This is a genomic window from Pseudomonas guariconensis (assembly GCF_900102675.1).
Classification (GTDB): domain Bacteria; phylum Pseudomonadota; class Gammaproteobacteria; order Pseudomonadales; family Pseudomonadaceae; genus Aquipseudomonas; species Aquipseudomonas guariconensis.
In genome coordinates this window covers 13,924-30,900 of the sequence record NZ_FMYX01000006.1, presented here as the reverse complement: position 1 = coordinate 30,900, position 16,977 = coordinate 13,924, and the positions used below count along the sequence as shown (strand labels likewise).

The 16,977-nt window shown below is 62.1% G+C and carries 18 protein-coding genes and 1 other RNA gene; 5 read left to right on the top strand and 14 right to left on the bottom strand.

From position 1 onward, the window contains the following. Positions 1–2: 2 nt before the first annotated feature. The 9 genes from mraY to rsmI all read right to left on the bottom strand — a co-directional run bounded on the left by mraY (position 3) and on the right by rsmI (position 8,906). Entirely contained in the window at positions 3–1,085 is a 1,083-nt protein-coding gene (gene mraY / locus BLS27_RS11745; RefSeq protein ID WP_043207506.1) for a phospho-N-acetylmuramoyl-pentapeptide-transferase, read from the bottom strand. After that, complete coding sequence (locus BLS27_RS11740) at positions 1,085–2,452, bottom strand: UDP-N-acetylmuramoyl-tripeptide--D-alanyl-D-alanine ligase (protein WP_090344894.1); 1,368 nt, start codon at positions 2,450–2,452, stop codon at positions 1,085–1,087. Before BLS27_RS11740 ends, mraY begins: the two co-directional genes overlap by 1 nt. After that, positions 2,445–3,908, bottom strand: coding sequence for a UDP-N-acetylmuramoyl-L-alanyl-D-glutamate--2,6-diaminopimelate ligase (locus BLS27_RS11735; protein WP_090344892.1), 1,464 nt, complete (start codon positions 3,906–3,908; stop codon positions 2,445–2,447). The genes BLS27_RS11740 and BLS27_RS11735 overlap by 8 nt, the downstream gene beginning before the upstream one ends. Next, positions 3,908–5,638 (bottom strand): peptidoglycan D,D-transpeptidase FtsI family protein, encoded by a 1,731-nt coding sequence (locus BLS27_RS11730; protein WP_167358096.1) that lies wholly within the window; start codon positions 5,636–5,638, stop codon positions 3,908–3,910. Before BLS27_RS11730 ends, BLS27_RS11735 begins: the two co-directional genes overlap by 1 nt. Next, positions 5,638–5,931 carry a cell division protein FtsL gene (ftsL, locus tag BLS27_RS11725; protein WP_043207496.1) on the bottom strand — a complete coding sequence of 98 codons (294 nt, stop codon included), beginning with the start codon at positions 5,929–5,931 and terminating at the stop codon, positions 5,638–5,640. Before ftsL ends, BLS27_RS11730 begins: the two co-directional genes overlap by 1 nt. Continuing rightward, entirely contained in the window at positions 5,928–6,875 is a 948-nt protein-coding gene (gene rsmH / locus BLS27_RS11720) for a 16S rRNA (cytosine(1402)-N(4))-methyltransferase RsmH (RefSeq protein ID WP_090344890.1), read from the bottom strand. The genes ftsL and rsmH overlap by 4 nt, the downstream gene beginning before the upstream one ends. Beyond that, positions 6,872–7,327, bottom strand: coding sequence for a division/cell wall cluster transcriptional repressor MraZ (gene mraZ, locus BLS27_RS11715; protein ID WP_011535546.1), 456 nt, complete (start codon positions 7,325–7,327; stop codon positions 6,872–6,874). Before mraZ ends, rsmH begins: the two co-directional genes overlap by 4 nt. A 309-nt stretch (positions 7,328–7,636) precedes the next feature. Beyond that, an RNA gene (gene rnpB / locus BLS27_RS11710) (RNase P RNA component class A) lies at positions 7,637–7,996 on the bottom strand. Positions 7,997–8,063: 67 nt separating this feature from the next. Beyond that, positions 8,064–8,906: a 16S rRNA (cytidine(1402)-2'-O)-methyltransferase gene (rsmI, locus tag BLS27_RS11705; RefSeq protein WP_208599412.1), complete on the bottom strand. Its 843-nt coding sequence runs from the start codon at positions 8,904–8,906 to the stop codon at positions 8,064–8,066. A gap of 221 nt (positions 8,907–9,127) precedes the next feature. On the opposite strand from rsmI, the gene BLS27_RS11700 reads away from it, so the two are divergent. The 5 genes from BLS27_RS11700 (at position 9,128) to BLS27_RS11680 (ending at position 12,910) form a co-directional block, all read left to right on the top strand. Further along, a complete protein-coding gene (locus tag BLS27_RS11700) occupies positions 9,128–10,945 on the top strand; it encodes a penicillin-binding protein activator (RefSeq protein ID WP_090344886.1) in 1,818 nt (605 codons plus the stop codon). Next, on the top strand, positions 10,945–11,316 hold the full coding sequence (locus tag BLS27_RS11695; protein ID WP_043207488.1) for a YraN family protein: 372 nt from the start codon (positions 10,945–10,947) through the stop codon (positions 11,314–11,316). Before BLS27_RS11700 ends, BLS27_RS11695 begins: the two co-directional genes overlap by 1 nt. A gap of 88 nt (positions 11,317–11,404) precedes the next feature. Further along, positions 11,405–11,998 (top strand): phosphoheptose isomerase, encoded by a 594-nt coding sequence (locus BLS27_RS11690; RefSeq protein WP_043207486.1) that lies wholly within the window; start codon positions 11,405–11,407, stop codon positions 11,996–11,998. Then, positions 11,995–12,573 (top strand): BON domain-containing protein, encoded by a 579-nt coding sequence (locus BLS27_RS11685; protein ID WP_043207483.1) that lies wholly within the window; start codon positions 11,995–11,997, stop codon positions 12,571–12,573. Before BLS27_RS11690 ends, BLS27_RS11685 begins: the two co-directional genes overlap by 4 nt. A gap of 118 nt (positions 12,574–12,691) precedes the next feature. Further along, a complete protein-coding gene (locus BLS27_RS11680) occupies positions 12,692–12,910 on the top strand; it encodes a YgdI/YgdR family lipoprotein (protein WP_043207481.1) in 219 nt (72 codons plus the stop codon). A gap of 53 nt (positions 12,911–12,963) precedes the next feature. Here the strand turns inward: BLS27_RS11680 and BLS27_RS11675 are convergent, their stop codons facing one another. The 5 genes from BLS27_RS11675 to petA form a co-directional block, all read right to left on the bottom strand. Further along, positions 12,964–13,392: a ClpXP protease specificity-enhancing factor gene (locus tag BLS27_RS11675; RefSeq protein ID WP_043207479.1), complete on the bottom strand. Its 429-nt coding sequence runs from the start codon at positions 13,390–13,392 to the stop codon at positions 12,964–12,966. 10 nt (positions 13,393–13,402) lie between these two features. Beyond that, positions 13,403–14,026: a glutathione S-transferase N-terminal domain-containing protein gene (locus tag BLS27_RS11670; RefSeq protein WP_043207478.1), complete on the bottom strand. Its 624-nt coding sequence runs from the start codon at positions 14,024–14,026 to the stop codon at positions 13,403–13,405. Between the two features lie 123 nt (positions 14,027–14,149). Then, positions 14,150–14,932 carry a cytochrome c1 gene (locus BLS27_RS11665; protein ID WP_070576202.1) on the bottom strand — a complete coding sequence of 261 codons (783 nt, stop codon included), beginning with the start codon at positions 14,930–14,932 and terminating at the stop codon, positions 14,150–14,152. Beyond that, on the bottom strand, positions 14,932–16,143 hold the full coding sequence (locus BLS27_RS11660) for a cytochrome b (RefSeq protein ID WP_043207474.1): 1,212 nt from the start codon (positions 16,141–16,143) through the stop codon (positions 14,932–14,934). Before BLS27_RS11660 ends, BLS27_RS11665 begins: the two co-directional genes overlap by 1 nt. After that, a complete protein-coding gene (gene petA / locus BLS27_RS11655; RefSeq protein ID WP_043207473.1) occupies positions 16,143–16,736 on the bottom strand; it encodes a ubiquinol-cytochrome c reductase iron-sulfur subunit in 594 nt (197 codons plus the stop codon). Before petA ends, BLS27_RS11660 begins: the two co-directional genes overlap by 1 nt. Positions 16,737–16,977 lie beyond the last annotated feature (241 nt).

The following is a 16,977-nucleotide window of genomic DNA, read 5'->3' as shown; positions in this document are numbered from 1 at the left end:
ACTTACCTCAGTTTCAGGGTGGCAAGGCCGATCAGCACCAGAATCACGGTGATGATCCAGAATCGGACGATCACCCGCGGCTCGGGCCAACCCTTGAGTTCAAAATGGTGATGGATCGGCGCCATGCGGAACACCCGCTTGCCGGTCAACTTGAAGGAGGCCACCTGGATCACCACCGACAGGGTCTCCATGACGAACACGCCGCCCATGATGAACAGGACGATTTCCTGGCGAACGATGACGGCGATGGTGCCCAGCGCAGCGCCCAGCGCCAGCGCGCCGACGTCACCCATGAAGACCTGGGCCGGGTAGGTGTTGAACCACAGGAAGCCCAGGCCGGCACCGATCAGCGCGCCGCAGAACACGATCAGCTCACCTGCCCCCGGTACGTACGGGATCAGCAGGTATTCAGCGAACTTAACGTTGCCGGACAAGTAGCAGAAGATGCCCAGGGCGCCGCCGACCATCACGGTTGGCATGATCGCCAGGCCATCGAGGCCGTCGGTCAGGTTGACCGCGTTGCTCGAGCCGACGATGACGAAATAGGTCAGCACGATGAAGAACGCGCCCAGGGGAATGGTGAGGTCCTTGAGCATCGGCACGATCAGGGTGGTCTCGACGCTGGTCGGTGCGGTGGTGTAAAGGAACACTGCCGCGCCCAGACCGAACACTGATTGCCAGAAGTACTTCCAGCGGCTCGGCAAGCCACGGGAGTTCTTCTCGATCACCTTGCGATAGTCGTCGACCCAGCCGATGGCGCCGAACAGCATGGTCACGATCAGTACGACCCAGACGTAGCGGTTGGTCAGGTCGGCCCACAACAGTGTGCTGATGCCGATGGCAGACAGGATCAGGGCACCGCCCATGGTAGGGGTGCCGGATTTGGACAGGTGCGATTGCGGGCCGTCGTTACGGACAGCCTGACCGATCTGGCGGATCTGCAGGGTGCGGATCATCCACGGCCCGAGCCACAGCGCCAGGGACAGCGCGGTCAACACACCCAGGATCCCGCGCAGGGACAGGTACTGGAAGACCGCGAAGCCCTTGTAGAACTGTTGCAGATACTCGGCCAACAGCAGCAGCATTAATGTTTCTCCCCGCTGGGACCGCACAAGGCCGCCACGACGTTTTCCATCGCAGCGCTGCGCGAACCCTTGATCAAGATAGTGGTGTCACTGGCAGTCTCGGCGCGAACGGCATCGATCAGCTCAGCCTGGGTGGTGAAATGGCGGCCATTGGCGCCGTACGCCGCGACCGCGTGGGCCATGTTGGTACCCACCGCGTACAGGGCGTCGACCTTGCCGCGGGCGTAGTCACCCACCTGACGGTGGCCTTCTTCTGCCCATTGCCCCAGTTCGCCGATATCCCCGAGCACCAGAACGGTGCGTCCGGAAAAGCCGGCGAGTATATCAATGGCAGCGCACATCGAGGTGGGATTTGCGTTGTAGCTGTCGTCGATCACACGCACGCCGTTGGCAGCGATCTGGGCAACGGTGCGGCCTTTGACTGGCTGGACTGCCTCCAACCCGGCTGCAATGCCTTCCAGGCTCACGCCCAAGGCATGGGCAGCGGCGGCGGCGGCCAGCGCGTTGCTGACGTTGTGGGTGCCCAGCAGGTTCAGTTGCACCTTCACCGAGCCTTGCGGCCCGTTCAAGGTGAAGGACGGGCAGCCACGGGCGTCGCGCCCGATGTCGCTGGCGTGGAAATCAGCCTGAGGATTGTCCAGTGCAAAGCTGAGGATGCGGTGCTGGCCGGCGCGCTTGCGCCAGACCTCGAAGGCTTTGTCGGCCAGATTAAGGACAGCCGTGCCGCCCTCGCCCAGGCCCTCGAGGATCTCGCCCTTGGCCTCGACGATCTTCTCGGGACCGCCGAATTCGCCAACGTGGGCGGTTCCGGCGTTGTTGATGATGACGACCTGAGGCTGGGTCAGACAGACGGTATAGCGGATCTCGCCGATACGCGAGGCGCCCAGCTCGATCACCGCTGCGCTGTGCTCCGGGGAAATCTCCAGCAAGGTCAGCGGTGCGCCGAGGTCGTTGTTGAGATTGCCGCGAGTGGCAAGTACCAAGCCGCGCGTGCGCAGGATGCTGGCCAGCAGCTCCTTGACCGTGGTCTTGCCGCTGGAACCGGTGATGGCCGCGACCGGCTTGTCGAAGGCAGCGCGGTTCAGGGCACCGAGCTGGCCCAGGGCGAGCCGGCTGTCGGCAACCACCAGCTGTGGCAAGTCGACGCCTTCCACTTCGCGCTCCACCAGCGCAGCCACGGCACCCTTGGCCTTGACGTCAGCCAAATAGTCGTGACCATCGAAACGCGGCCCGGCCAGAGCGACGAACAACTGTCCGGCCCCCACGGTGCGGCTGTCGATGCTGACGCCGCTGAAGCTCGCATCGGCACCGACATGGCGTCCCGCGAGCGGCGCGACCAGCTGGCTAAGTGTCATGGGCTTAAGCATGCGGAGCCTCCCAGGCTGCAAGTGCCTTCTCGGCCTCGACCAGATCGGAGAAGTCATGGCGTTCGCCATTGATCTCCTGATAATCCTCATGCCCCTTGCCAGCGAGGACGATGACATCGTCGGCGGCAGCGGTGGCGATCAGATGGGCGATGGCATCGCCTCGGCCGGCGACGAATTCGACGTCGGCCGGCTTGGCGAACCCAGGGCGAATATCATCGAAGATCCGCTGCGGGTCTTCGGTACGCGGATTGTCGTCGGTGACCAGCACGCGGTCAGCCAGGCGCTCGGCCACTTCAGCCATCAACGGACGCTTGCCGCGATCACGATCGCCACCGCAGCCAAACAGGCACAGCAGGCGGCCATGGGCGTGCGGACGCAGGGCTTCGAGGACCTTTTCCAGCGCATCGGGCGTATGGGCGTAATCGACCACCACCAGCGGCTTCTCGCCACCCCCCAGGCGCTGCATGCGCCCGATAGGGCCCTGCAGCTGCGGGGTGACCTTCAGGATTTCGTCCAACGGGTAGTCCAGCGCGAGCAGGGTGGCCACCGCAGCGAGCATGTTGCTCAGGTTGAAGCGGCCCAGCAGACGACTGCGCAGCGCATGCTCGCCCTGCGGGGTCACCAGCACAGCACGTACGCCGTCGTCATCGAAGCGGGCTTGCTTGCAGAACAACGTGGCGGTCGGATCCAGCAGGCTGTAGCTGATCAGACGGGACTCGCCGTGGCTCTGGGCCAGGCGACGACCGAACTCATCGTCCAGGTTGACCACGCGGCAACGCAGGTTCGGCCAGGCGAACAGCTTGGCCTTGGCAGCCTCGTAGGCCTCCATGCTGCCGTGGTAGTCCAGGTGATCACGGGACAGGTTGGTCATCACCGCGATGTCGAATGCCAGTGCCGCGACACGGCCCTGCTCCAGGGCATGGGACGACACTTCCATGGCCACGGCCTTGGCGCCGCCATGCTTGAGGTCGTTCAAGGTCGCCTGCACAGCGATCGGGTCAGGTGTGGTCAGGCGGCCGCTGCGTAGCTCGCCATAGAAACCTGTGCCCAGCGTGCCGATCAGCCCGCAGCGCTGCCCCAGGGCATCAAGGGCCTGGGCCACCAGTTGGGTAACGCTGGTCTTGCCGTTGGTGCCGGTGACACCCACCAGATCCAGCTGACGGCTTGGTTCGCCATAGAACCGCCCGGCGATTTCCGACAGTTGGCCAATCAGGCCGCGCACCGGAATCAGCGGCGCCTCGGTGATCGGCAGAACGCTCGCTCCCTGCTCTTCATAGGCCACGGCGGCGGCGCCGCGGGCCAAGGCATCGGCGATGTGCTCGCGGCCGTCGACCTTCGCCCCTGGAACAGCCAGGAACAGGTCGCCCGGCCGCACCTGGCGGCTGTCGAGCGTCAACTCGCGGATCAGTGGATCGCGGCTGGCATGGGCGAAAAGCTTGCTCAATGGCATTGTCATCAACCACGCCCTCCATTGGCGGGTACTGCACTGGCCTGCTGGGTCGCGGGGGGCGGCAGGTTGTCTGGCGGAACGTTCATCAGGCGCAGGGTGCCCGACATCACCTTGCTGAATACAGGCGCCGAGACCAGGCCGCCGAAATAGCCACCTTTGCTCGGCTCATCGATGACCACCACGATGGCGTAGCGCGGATCGCTCATCGGACCGAATCCTGCGAACAGCGAACGGTAGGCGTTTTCGGTGTAGCCCTTGGAACCGACAGTGGCCTTACGCGCGGTACCGGACTTACCTCCCACGTGATAGAACGGCACCTGGGCGCGGAACACACCGCGCGGAGCTTCGATGACCTGCTGCAACATGGCCTGGACGGTTTCGGCGGTGTCGGCCGGAATCGCCTGCACGGCTTCCGGCGCCTTGTCGACCTTGAGAATCGACAGCGGCACCATCTTGCCGTCGTTGGCAATCGCCGCGTAGGCATGCACCAACTGCAAGGCCGTCACCGAAACGCCATAGCCGTAGGACAGGGTGGCGGTCTCGGCCTTGCGCCATTCGCGGTGGTTGGGCAGATTGCCGACACGCTCGCCCGGGAAGCCCAGGCCGGTGTACTGCCCCAGGCCGACTTGGGACATGACCCGATAGATCGCCTCGCCACCGATGTCGAAAGCAATCTTGCTCATGCCGACGTTACTGGAGTTGATCAGGATGCCGGTCAGGTCGAGGATCGGCCCCTCGCTCTTGGACACGTCCTTGATGGTGTAGCGGCCAATCTGCAGGCTGCCCGGATACACTTCGACCTTGTCGGTGGGTTTCCAGCGGCCGCTCTGCAGGGCCGCACTCATGGAGATCGGCTTGACGGTGGAGCCCGGCTCGAACACGTCGATGATCGCCCGGTTGCGCATGGCCGCCGGGAACATGCTGCGGCGGTTGTTCGGGTTGTAGGTCGGCTGGTTGACCATCGCCAGGACCTCGCCGGTCTTGACGTCCATGATCACCAGGCTGCCGGCCTTGGCTTCCTGCTCGGCGATGGCATTACGCAGCTCACGGGTGGCCAGGTACTGCAGGCGCAGGTCGATGGACAACGCCAAGGTCTTGCCGGCCTTGGCGTTCTTGGTGACCTGGATGTCCTTGATCAGCCGACCACGCCGATCCTTGATCACCTGGCGTTTGCCAGGCACCCCGGCGAGCCACTCGTCATAGGCCAGCTCGACCCCTTCGCGACCATGGTCGTCCAGGTCTGTGAAGCCCACCATGTGCGCGGTGACATCGCCCGCCGGATAGAAGCGGCGGAACTCTTCCATGCCGTAGACGCCCGGCACCTTGAGGTCGAGCACCTGCTGGCCCTGCTCCGGCGTCAGCCCGCGGACCAGGTAGATGAATTCTTTGTTGGCTTGCTGGGTCAGGCGCTCGGTCAGTTGCTGAGCGTTCTGCCCAAGCGCGGCAGCCAGTTGTGGCCAGCGATCACGGGCAACCTGCATTTCCTTGGGGTTGGCCCACAGGGTGGTGACCGGCGTACTGACGGCCAACGGCTCACCGTTGCGGTCGGTAATCAGGCCACGGTGCGCGGGAATAGGAATATGACGCAGGCTGCGGGCATCGCCCTGGCCCTTGAGGAAGTCACGGTCGATCACCTGAAGGTCGATGATACGCCAGGCGATGGCGCCGACCATCAGCGCCAGCAAAGCGATCACAACCCGGAAGCGCCAGGGGTAGAGTGCGCCTTCGAGCTTCATCATGGCGCCACCATCCGCACTTCGTCAGCGGCCGGCACACGCATTTTCAGTTGCTCGCTGGCCAGGTTCTCGATACGGCTGTGGGCGGTCCAAGTGCTTTGCTCGAGAATCAACCGACCCCACTCGGCCTGGGCTTTGTCACGCTCGTTAAGCTCGCCATAGAGAGTGTTGAGCAACTGGCGGTTCCAGTGGGCGCTGTAAGACACGGCGATCGCCGACACCAGCACACCGATAAACAGCAGAAGCATCAGGAAGCTTCCGCCTGGCAAAGGTTTGGCAAACAGCCGGCTCACCGCAGTTTCTCCGCCACCCGCATCACGGCACTGCGTGCGCGCGGGTTGGCCTGAAGCTCTGCATCGGAGGCGAACTGCGCCTTGCCGATCAGGCGGATCCGGGGTTCGAAGACCTTGTGCTGCACCGGCAGGTTGCGCGGCAGGTTGTCTGCCTCGCCCTTGGCCAGCTTGCGCATGAACAGCTTGACGATGCGGTCCTCGAGCGAATGGAAGCTGATCACCGCCAGTCGGCCACCAACCTCCAGCGCCTCGATAGCAGCTTCAAGGCCGGTCTCGAGGTCGCCCAGTTCGTTGTTGACGTGAATACGCAGCCCCTGGAAGGCGCGGGTGGCGGGATTCTTGCCCTTTTCCCAGGCAGGGTTGGCGACCTTGAGCACTTCGGCAAGGTCACCCGTGCGAGTGAACGGCTGCTGCTCTCGGCGCTGCACGACGGCGCGCGCCATGCGCTTGGCGAAACGTTCCTCACCGTATTCTTTGAAGACCCGGGCGATTTCGTCTTCGGGGGCAGTGGCGATGAACTCGGCGGCGCTGATGCCCTGGTCGGGATTCATGCGCATGTCCAACGGGCCGTCGTTGAGGAAACTGAAGCCACGCTCGGGGTCATCCAATTGCGGCGAGGAGACGCCCAGGTCCAGCAGAATGCCGCTGACCTTGCCATCGAGGCCACGTCGCGCGACTTCATCGCCCATCTCGGCAAAGCTGCGCTGCACAATGACAAAGCGGCCGTCTTCGGCCGCCAGCGCTTGCCCTGTCGCAATCGCTTGTGGATCTTTGTCGAAACCCAGCAACCGTCCTTGCGGCCCGAGCTTGCTGAGAATAAGGCGACTGTGCCCACCCCGCCCGAAGGTGCCATCCAGATAGCAACCGTCGGCGCGCAGGGCCAATGCCTCGACAGCCTCGTCGAGCAGCACGGTGATGTGGTTGAAGCCGCTATCTATCGTCACAGGATCAGGTCACGCAAATCATCGGGCATGGCGCCCGGTTGTTGAATAGCTGCAAGGTCGGCTGCCGAAACCGCGTTCCAGGCATCTTCATCCCACAGCTGGAATTTGTTCAGCTGCCCCACCAGCATCGCCTTCTTGTCGAGCTTGGCGTATTCGCGCAGACGGGGCGGCACCAGGAAACGACCGCTGCCATCGAGCTCCAGGTCCACCGCATTGCCGATCAGCAAACGCTGCAGGCGGCGGTTTTCCTCACGCAACGACGGCAAGGCACGCAACTTGGCTTCGATCTGTTCCCACTCATCGAGGGGATAAACACACAAGCAGGGGTCTACTGCGTCAATGGTCACGATCAATTGACCATTGCAACGCGAATCGAGCTCGTCACGGTACCGACTCGGCATGGCGAGTCGGCCCTTTGCATCGAGGCTGACGGCGTTGGCTCCGCGGAACACGGCTGCGATTCCCCACTGAGGTTAGCTTTATTTGGTCAGAAAACCCACTTCATCCCACTTTCTGCCACTTGCGCACACTATAGGAATCCGTCCGCCACACCGTCAAGGCACGTTCATAAGGAAATCCCTTACAGGACGGCGATTTAGCGCAACAAAGGAAGGAGGAACGACTACCAGCGAAGAAATTTGGCGAGAAAAATCAAAGACACGCGGACAGATGCAGCGTGAAGTTAAAGTGATTTATTAAGAGTAAGAATTTTTCGGTATTACCAGGACATATCTGCTATCGATTCAAGCAGGGAGAGGAAGGTGGAGAGTCGATCTGTAAGCCGGGTTCTGTCGAGGACAGTCATTCCTCTACGACGGCCATCACTGGACGCCTTTAGCAACCTACCCGGTTCCGACGCGGGCCACGCCGTAAGGAACCCTATTTGGTCTTGCTCCGAGTGGGGTTTACCTAGCCACGAACTGTTACCAGTCGTGCGGTGCGCTCTTACCGCACCTTTTCACCCTTACCGGCACCGAAGTGCTTAGGCGGTTGTTTTCTGTGGCACTTTCCGTAGGCTCGCGCCCCCCAGGCGTTACCTGGCACTCTGCCCTATGGAGCCCGGACTTTCCTCCCCCCTCTTTTGCGGAACAAAAGAAGGCAGCGACTGTCCGATCGACTCTCCGCCGACAAGGTTAACGGCAGGCGCGCTCAAGAACAAGTGACGCACCAAAGAATATCAATTTGCCACTATTTGGCTTTCTGTTTTTCCAGGGCAAATTGATAGAGCAAGTTCTTGCGAACGCCAGTGATTTCCGCCGCCAGCGCAGCCGCGCGCTTGAGCGGCAACTCCGCCAGCAACAGGTCGAGCACCCGCTGCGCTTCGCCGCTGATGGCTTGCTCATCCTCAGGTGCGCTCCAACCACCGACCAACACCACACACTCACCGCGCTGCTGATTGCTGTCGCCCTCGACAAAGGCGCGCAACTCACCCAGCGGCAACCCCTTGAGGGTCTCGAAGGTCTTGGTCAGCTCACGCCCCAGCACTGCCGGGCGATCCGCACCGAGCACCGCTTCCATGTCCTCCAGGCATTCGAGGATGCGGTGCGGGGCTTCATAGAAAATCAGGGTCCGCGGCTCCTCCTTGACCAGCTCGAGCCGGGCCCGGCGGCCCGCCGCCTTGGCCGGCAGGAAGCCTTCGAAAATGAATCGGTCCGACGGCAGCCCCGCCGCCGACAACGCGGCGATCAATGCGCAGGCGCCGGGCACTGGCACCACCTGCACCCCTGCCGCACGCGCCTGGCGCACCAAGTAGTAGCCTGGATCGGAGATCAGCGGCGTGCCGGCATCCGATACCAAGGCCACGTCGTCTCCCGCCAGAAGCCGAGTGATGAACCGCCCGCCTTCATCTCGCTCGTTGTGTTCGTGGCAAGCTGCCAGTGGAGTGTCAATACCGAAATGCTGAAGCAGGCGCACCGAGTGACGGGTATCTTCAGCAGCGATCAGCGCCACATTCGCCAGGACCTTGAGGGCCCGGGCACTCATGTCGTCCAGATTGCCGATCGGCGTGGCGACGACATAAAGCGTGCCCATCATGGATTTCGAAGCCCCTGCAACATCAGTCACTGCGCACACCTGTCTTGTGGATCAAAGGCGCCATTGTAGCCCGAGCACCCGCAACAGCGCGCAAAGAACTTCACGGACCTGCTCCTGCAGACGACCTATAGTGAAGGATTCCACGTCAGCAACATCGCGCCCCGGCCGACGCTTGGGTACAATTGCCGGCCACCTTGATCGAGTAACAGGACTTTTACATGATCGCTTGCCTGCGGCTGTTCACAGCCCTCTGCTTCGCTGCCCTGCTGGCAGCTTGCGCCAGCTCGCCCTCATCCAGCCTGGGTGAACTGCCGCGCACCCCGGATGCCAGCATCGAGCAACTGCTCGACAAGGCAGCCACCAGCAAGTCCGCGGAAGATGCCGCGCTCCTGCGCCTTAGCGCCGCCGACCTGGCCTACAAGCAGAAGGACTACCCACGCGCCGCACGCATTCTCGAGCAGGTCCCGATGGACTCGCTCAAGCCTGCCCAACAAGTGTTCGCCAGCACCTTGGCCGCCGAGCTCGCCATGAGCCGAAACCAGCCCAAGGCGGCCCTGAGCGCCCTCTCCCATCCGAGCCTGCAACGCCTGGACGAACTGCCAAAGGACCAGCAGGCACGTACCTACAGCGTCCACGCCGCCGCCCTGGAGGCCGACGGCCAGACCCTGGCCGCCGCCCAGCAGCGTGTCCTGCTTGCCCCGCTGCTCAGCGGCAAGGCCGCTGCCGCGAACGACGACGCCATCTGGGCCCTCGTCGCCTCGCTGCCGGCCGAGCAATTGCAACAGCCTGCCAGCAACGAAACCCTCGCCGGCTGGACGAGCCTGGCGCTGGCCGTCAAGCGTGCTGGCACCCTGGAGCAACAACAGGCAGCCATTGATACCTGGCGCGATCAGCACCCGGATCACCCAGCCGCCAAGCAACTGCCGCAGGCCCTGGTCAAACTGAAGGAACTGGCCAGCCAGCCGCTGACCAAGATCGCCCTGTTGCTGCCTCAGGAAGGCCCACTGGCCGGCGTTGCCCGCGCCCTGCGTGACGGCTTCATGGCCGCTCACTTCCAGGCTCAGCAGTCCGGTCAACCTGCGCCGGCCGTACAGGTCTTCGACAGCTCGCGCATGACCTCGCTCGACGAGTTCTACCGCCAGGCCCAGGCCGCCGGTGTACAGCTGGTCGTCGGCCCGCTGGAAAAACCCTTGGTGAAAAAGCTCGCGGCTTACCCGCAACTGCCGATCACCACCCTGGCGCTGAACTACGCCGATGCCGGCCAGAAAGCACCGCCACAACTGTTCCAGTTCGGTCTTGCCGCCGAGGACGAAGCCCGCGAAGTCTCCCGCCGCGCCCGGGCCGACGGCATGGTTCGCGCCGTGGCACTGGTGCCAAGCGGTGAATGGGGTGACCGCGTGCTGGCCGCCTTCCGTCAGGACTGGGAGAGCCATGGCGGCACCCTGCTGGCCGCCGAACGCATCGCCCAGCCGGTCGCCCTCGCCCAGCAGATCGCCGAGCTCTTCCAACTGCGTCAGAGCGAAGGCCGCGCCAAGAGCTTGCAAAGCACTGTCGGCGGCACCATCGCCGCACAACCTTCGCGTCGCCAGGATATCGACTTCATCTTCCTCGCCTCTACTCCACAACAGGCGCAGCAGATCAAGCCGACCCTGAACTTCCAGTACGCCGGTGACGTTCCGGTCTACGCCACCTCGAACCTGTACAGCGCCAGCGGTGACGTGAACCAGTACAACGACATGAACGGCATTCGCTTCTGCGAAACCCCATGGCTGCTCGACTCCACCAACAGCTTGCGTCAGCAAGTGGTCCAGCAGTGGCCTCAGGCCGCCGGCAGCCTCGGGCGCCTGTACGCCATGGGTGTCGACGCCTACAGCCTGGCGCCGCGCCTGAACCAGCTCAAGGCCCTGCCTGACAACCGAGTCGAGGGCCTCTCCGGCAGCCTGACCATGAACCCCAGCCAGCGCGTCGAACGCCAACTGCCCTGGGCCGAGTTCTCTGGCGGCCAAGTCAAGCGCCTGCCGGATACCCCTCGCTGATGCCCGACGCATCGCCTGCCAGCGCAGGCCTGGCTGCGGAAAACCACGCCCTCGCATTTCTTCGAGGGCACGGTTTGCAGCTGCTGGCGCGCAACTGGCGATGCAAGGGCGGTGAGCTCGATCTGGTCATGCTCGACGCCGATACAGTAGTATTCGTCGAAGTCCGCTACCGGTTGCATGCGGCCTTCGGCGGAGCCGTCGGGAGCATCGACACACGCAAGCAGAAGCGACTGGCGCTAGCCGCCAACCTGTTCCTGCAGAAGGAGCCTCGCTGGGCCGATCAGCCCTGCCGCTTCGACGTTGTCGCCCTGCAGGGCAGCCACCACGCGGGCCAACCGCTGCAATGGCTGAAAAACGCCTTCGAATGCTGAACCCATTCCGATTTTTTAGCTCTATGTTTCGCGGGCTGGTTCCTGTCGCGCGTCGCGCTGGCCACCGCCCCTCTTAAGGTCACACCAGATGGACATGCAATCCCGAATTCGCCGGCTGTTCCAGGCCAGCATCGATACCAAGCAACAGGCGATGGACATCCTGGCACCTCACATCGAGCAGGCCAGCCTGGTCATGGTCAATGCCCTGCTCAACGAGGGCAAGATGCTCGCGTGCGGCAACGGCGGCTCGGCAGGCGATGCCCAGCATTTCTCCTCGGAGCTGCTCAATCGATTCGAGCGTGAACGCCCGAGCCTGCCAGCCATCGCCCTGACCACCGACAGCTCGACCCTCACGTCGATCGCCAACGATTACAGCTACAACGAGGTCTTCTCCAAGCAGATCCGTGCTCTGGGGCAGCCCGGGGATGTATTGCTGGCGATCTCTACCAGCGGCAATTCCGCCAACGTGATACAAGCGATCCAGGCTGCGCACGACCGTGAAATGATCGTCGTGGCACTGACCGGGCGCGACGGTGGAGGCATGGCCTCGCTGTTGCTGCCTGAAGACGTGGAGATTCGCGTGCCGTCGAACGTCACCGCGCGAATCCAGGAAGTCCACCTGCTGGCGATCCATTGCCTGTGCGACCTGATCGACAGCCAACTGTTCGGGAGTGAAGAATGAACCCCAAGCGCCTCGGCCTGATGGCCCTGACCCTGTGCCTGAGCATCTCGGGTTGCAGCTCGGTACTGACCTCCACCCGCAACTCGCCCATCGAGGACGATCGCGGCACCCGCACCATCGGAAGCAAGATCGATGACTCGCTGATCGAGACCAAGGTTTCGGTCAACATCGCCAAAGCCAATGCCGACCTCGACAAGGGCTCTCACATTGTCGTCAGCAGCTACAACGGCATCGTCCTGTTGGCCGGCCAGACCCCACGTGCAGACCTCAAGAGCCTGGCCGAACAAACCGCCAGCCAGGTCCAACGCGTCAAGAAGGTCCACAACGAGCTGCAGGTCATGCAGCCATCCTCGATCCTCGCCCGCAACAACGACGCCTGGCTGACCACCAAGATCAAGGCCCAGATGCTGGGCGATGCCAATGTGCCCAGCACCCGCATCAAGGTGATCACGGAGAACGGCATCGTCTATCTGCTGGGCCTGGTGACCCAAGGGGAAGCCAACGCCGCCACCAACGTGGTACAGGGCGTGTCGGGTGTGCAGAAGATCGTCAAGTTGTTCGAGTACATCGACTGACCCACCTGGCAGCGTAACACCTGACCGCGATACCAGCCCGCTCCTGCAGTGATCCCCCTGCGGAGCGGCACCCTGCCCCAAGATTCGTTCCACCCCTCGTAATCCTCAGGAAGTACCCATGAAGAAGTCCCTGCTGTCCGTCCTCGCAATCGGCGCCTTCGCCGCCCTGGCCGGCTGCTCGACCCCAAGCCAGATCACCCTCAACGATGGCCGTGAAATCCAGACCGTCGACGCACCGAAGTTCGACAGCGATGCCGGCTTCTACGAGTTCGAGCAACTGGATGGCAAGCGCACCCGCGTCAACAAGGACCAGGTCCGCAGCATTCAAGACTTGTAAGCCAAGCCCTGAAGCCAACAAAAAAGGCGATCCATCCGGATCGCCTTTTTTTATTACTTGACCACCTTGAGACTGGGTCGGCCACTGGGACGTGGCGGCTGACCACCGCCCTCCGGCGGCCCATCATCATCAGGCTCGACACCCTCGTCGTCCAGCTCATCGCTGTCCAGTGGCGGCTCCAGCTCGAAGACCATGCCCTGGCCATTCTCCCGGGCATAGATACCCAAGATCGCACCCACAGGCACGAACAACGAATGCGCCACGCCGCTGAAGCGACCTTCGAAACTGACCGCATCGTTGTCCATGTGCAGGTTACGCACGGCATTAGGGGAGATGTTCAGGACGATCTGACCATCGCTGGCGAATCCCTGGGGAACCTGGACCGCTGGAAACTCAGCATTGACCAGCATGTGGGGGGTGCAATCGTTGTCGACGATCCACTCGTACAGCGCTCGAACCAGATAGGGGCGACTGGAGTTCATCAACGGCTCCTTAAAGCTTGCGCATTTCACGTTCTGCAGCGGACAGGCTCGCCTGAAAAGGCTCGCGGGCAAACTGCCGCTCCATGTAATCCAATAGCGGCTTGGCCTGCCGCGGCAATTCGATACCCAATACCGGCAACCGCCACAATATGGGCAATAGACAACAATCGACCAGGCTTTGCTCCTCACTCATGAAGCAAGGAAATTCTCCGAACAACGCAGAGACGCCGGTCAGGCTCTCGCGCAACGCTTTACGCGCATCAACGCGCGCCGCCTCCGTGCTGCGCGCATCGAGAATCGTATCGGCCAACGCGCACCAGTCACGCTGGATACGATGCATCAGCAGCCGACTGTTGCCGCGCGCCACCGGATAGACCGGCATGAGCGGCGGATGCGGATAACGCTCCTCGAGGTACTCCATTATCACGGTCGATTCGTACAGGGCCAGATCGCGGTCGACCAGGGTCGGCACGCTGGCGTAGGGGTTTACTTCGACCAGCTTGGGCGGCAGACGCGCAGGATCGACATCGACGATCTGCACACTGATGCCCTTCTCGGCGAGAACAAGGCGTACCCGGTGAGAATAATGATCAGCGGGGTCGGAATAGCAGGCTAACCGGTTGGTTGCGCCCATGTAGCGCCTCCTCGCATGGGGATGCTTTGTGAAACTCTAAATGCAAACGCGCCCTGGAGGGCTCCACCGCATCAGCGATGGAGCGCCCCAGGGCGCGTTCAACTACCAGAAACTACTGCGTGATCAGTGCACGTCCTTCCAGTACTCGCGCTTGAGCAAATAGGCGAATACGAAGAAGAAAGCCAGGTACAGCAACACATAGGTACCGATGCGCTGGCTTTCCAGTTTGACCGGGTTGGCCGAATAGGCCAGGAAGGTCACCAGGTTCTTGACCTTCTCGTCGAACTGCTCGGGCGTCAGGGTACCGGATTTCGGCTCGATGGTCAGCTGGTCACAGGCCTCATGGGTCAACGGGCTGCCGGTCAGCGGGTCAAACTGCTTCTTGCCGTCGACCACCATCTGCACCTGCTTGCAACCGATCACCTGGTTACCTTGCAGGCCAACTAGGACGTTGGGCATACCCACGTTCGGGAACACCTTGTTGTTGACCCCATAAGGACGCGACTTGTCCTCATAGAAGCTGCGCAGATAGGTGTACAGCCAGTCGGTGCCACGCACACGAGCGACCAGGGTCAGGTCGGGCGGTGCCGCACCGAACCAGGTCTTGGCATCGCTTGGCTGCATGCCGATCTTCATGTGATCGCCGATCTTGGCACCGGTGAATACCAGTTTCTCGAGCATCAGCTCGTGCGGAATGCCCAAGTCGTCGGCCACGCGCTCATAGCGCTGGAACTTGGCGCTGTGGCAGCCCATGCAATAGTTGGCGAAGGTACGCGCGCCATCCTGCATGGCGGCTTTGTCGGTCAGATCGATATCGACCTTGTCCAGCACCGGGCCGTGCTCGCTGGCGGCGAAGGACAAGGCGGGCATCATTGCCAGGAACAGTACTGCAATTAGCTTTTTCATCAGCCAGTCACCCTTTCCGGAACCGGTTTGGTCTTCTCGAGCCTTGTGTAGAACGGCATCAACAGGAAGTAGGCGAAATACAGCACGGTGCAGACCTGCGACAGCAAGGTCCGACCCGGCGTAGGCGCCAGTACGCCCAGGACACCGAGAATCACGAAGGCAATGCAGAACACCAGCAGGAACACTTTGCTCAGCCAGCCCTTGTAGCGCATCGAGCGCACTGGGCTGCGGTCAAGCCAGGGCAACACGAACAGCACGGCAATGGCGGCCCCCATGGCGATCACGCCGAACAATTTGTCAGGGACAGCACGCAAGATCGCGTAGAACGGCGTGAAGTACCAGACCGGCGCGATGTGCTCAGGGGTCTTGAAGGCGTTGGCCTGCTCGAAGTTCGGTTTTTCCAGGAAGTAACCGCCCATTTCAGGGAAGAAGAACACCACCGCACAGAACACGAACAGGAACACCACCACGCCGACAATGTCCTTGACGGTGTAGTACGGGTGGAACGGGATACCGTCGAGCGGAATGCCGTTTTCATCCTTTTTCTTCTTGATGTCGACGCCGTCCGGGTTGTTCGAACCCACTTCGTGCAGCGCGAGAATGTGCAGCACCACCAGACCCAGGATCACGATCGGCAGGGCAACCACGTGCAGAGCGAAGAAGCGGTTCAGAGTAATACCCGAAATCAGGTAGTCGCCACGGATCCACTGGGTCAGGTCACCCCCGATCACCGGAATGGCACCAAACAGCGAGATGATCACCTGGGCGCCCCAGTACGACATCTGCCCCCATGGCAGCAGGTAGCCCATGAATGCCTCGGCCATGAGCGCCAGGTAGATCAGCATGCCGAACAGCCAGACCAGCTCGCGCGGCTTCTGGTAGGAGCCATAGAGCAGGCCGCGGAACATGTGCAGGTACACAACGATGAAGAACGCCGAGGCGCCGGTCGAGTGCAGGTAGCGCAGGATCCAGCCATATTCGACGTCACGCATGATGTACTCGACCGAGGCAAATGCCTCTTCCGCCGAGGGCGTGAAGCTCATGGTCAACCACACACCGGTAACGATCTGGTTGACCAGCACCAGCAGCGCCAGGGAGCCGAAGAAGTACAAGAAGTTGAAGTTCTTGGGCGCGTAATACTTGCTCAGGTGGTCTTCCCACATCTTTGTCGCGGGGAAGCGAGCATCAATCCAGTCCATGAACTTGCTCATCATGCCTTCTCCTGATCGATGCCGATGACAATGATGTCGTCCGACTCATACGAGTGCGGAGGCACTGGCAGGTTGAGAGGTGCCGGCTGCGATTTGTAGACGCGACCAGCCAGGTCATAGTGCGAACCGTGGCAAGGGCAGAAGTAGCCCCCGACCCATTTCGGCCCCAGGTCGGCGGGCGCAACCTCAGGACGGAAGGTCGGCGAACAACCCAAGTGGGTGCACAAGCCAACAAGGACGAGGATTTCGGGCTTGATCGAGCGATTTTGCGGGTCGACATAGGTCGGCTGCACCGAAGCCTTGGATTCGGGGTCGGACAATTCCCCGGTGATTTTCTTGAGATTCCCGAGGATCTCCTCAGTCCGTCGCACGATGAACACAGGTTGCCCTCGCCACTCAGCCACCATCTGCTGACCTGGTTCGACCTTGGCGATATTGACCTTCACCGGTGCGCCGGCGGCCTTCGCCTTGGCACTGGGGAACCATGACCCCACGAACGGTACCGCAGCCCCCACTGCCCCCGCTGCGCCTACCACGGATGTGGCGGCTACGAGGAAGCGGCGCCGGCCTGCGTTGACGCCGTCATTGCTCATTCAGTCCTCTCCCATCAGCTGCTTTGGCCTGTTGGATCAGGCATCTACTTAGTTGTGTCTGTGGCACTTAAAGTTGGCCGCAATGGTAAGGAACAAGTCCACACACTGACAAGGTGATTACCCCCCAGGCGGGCTGCAACCCTCGCTTTGCTTGATCTGCGTCTATGCGGCAAGTTGTCACTGACATGCTGACAGGTTAGTTCAAGACATAAAAAAAGCCCGGCTCCATAAACGGAACCGG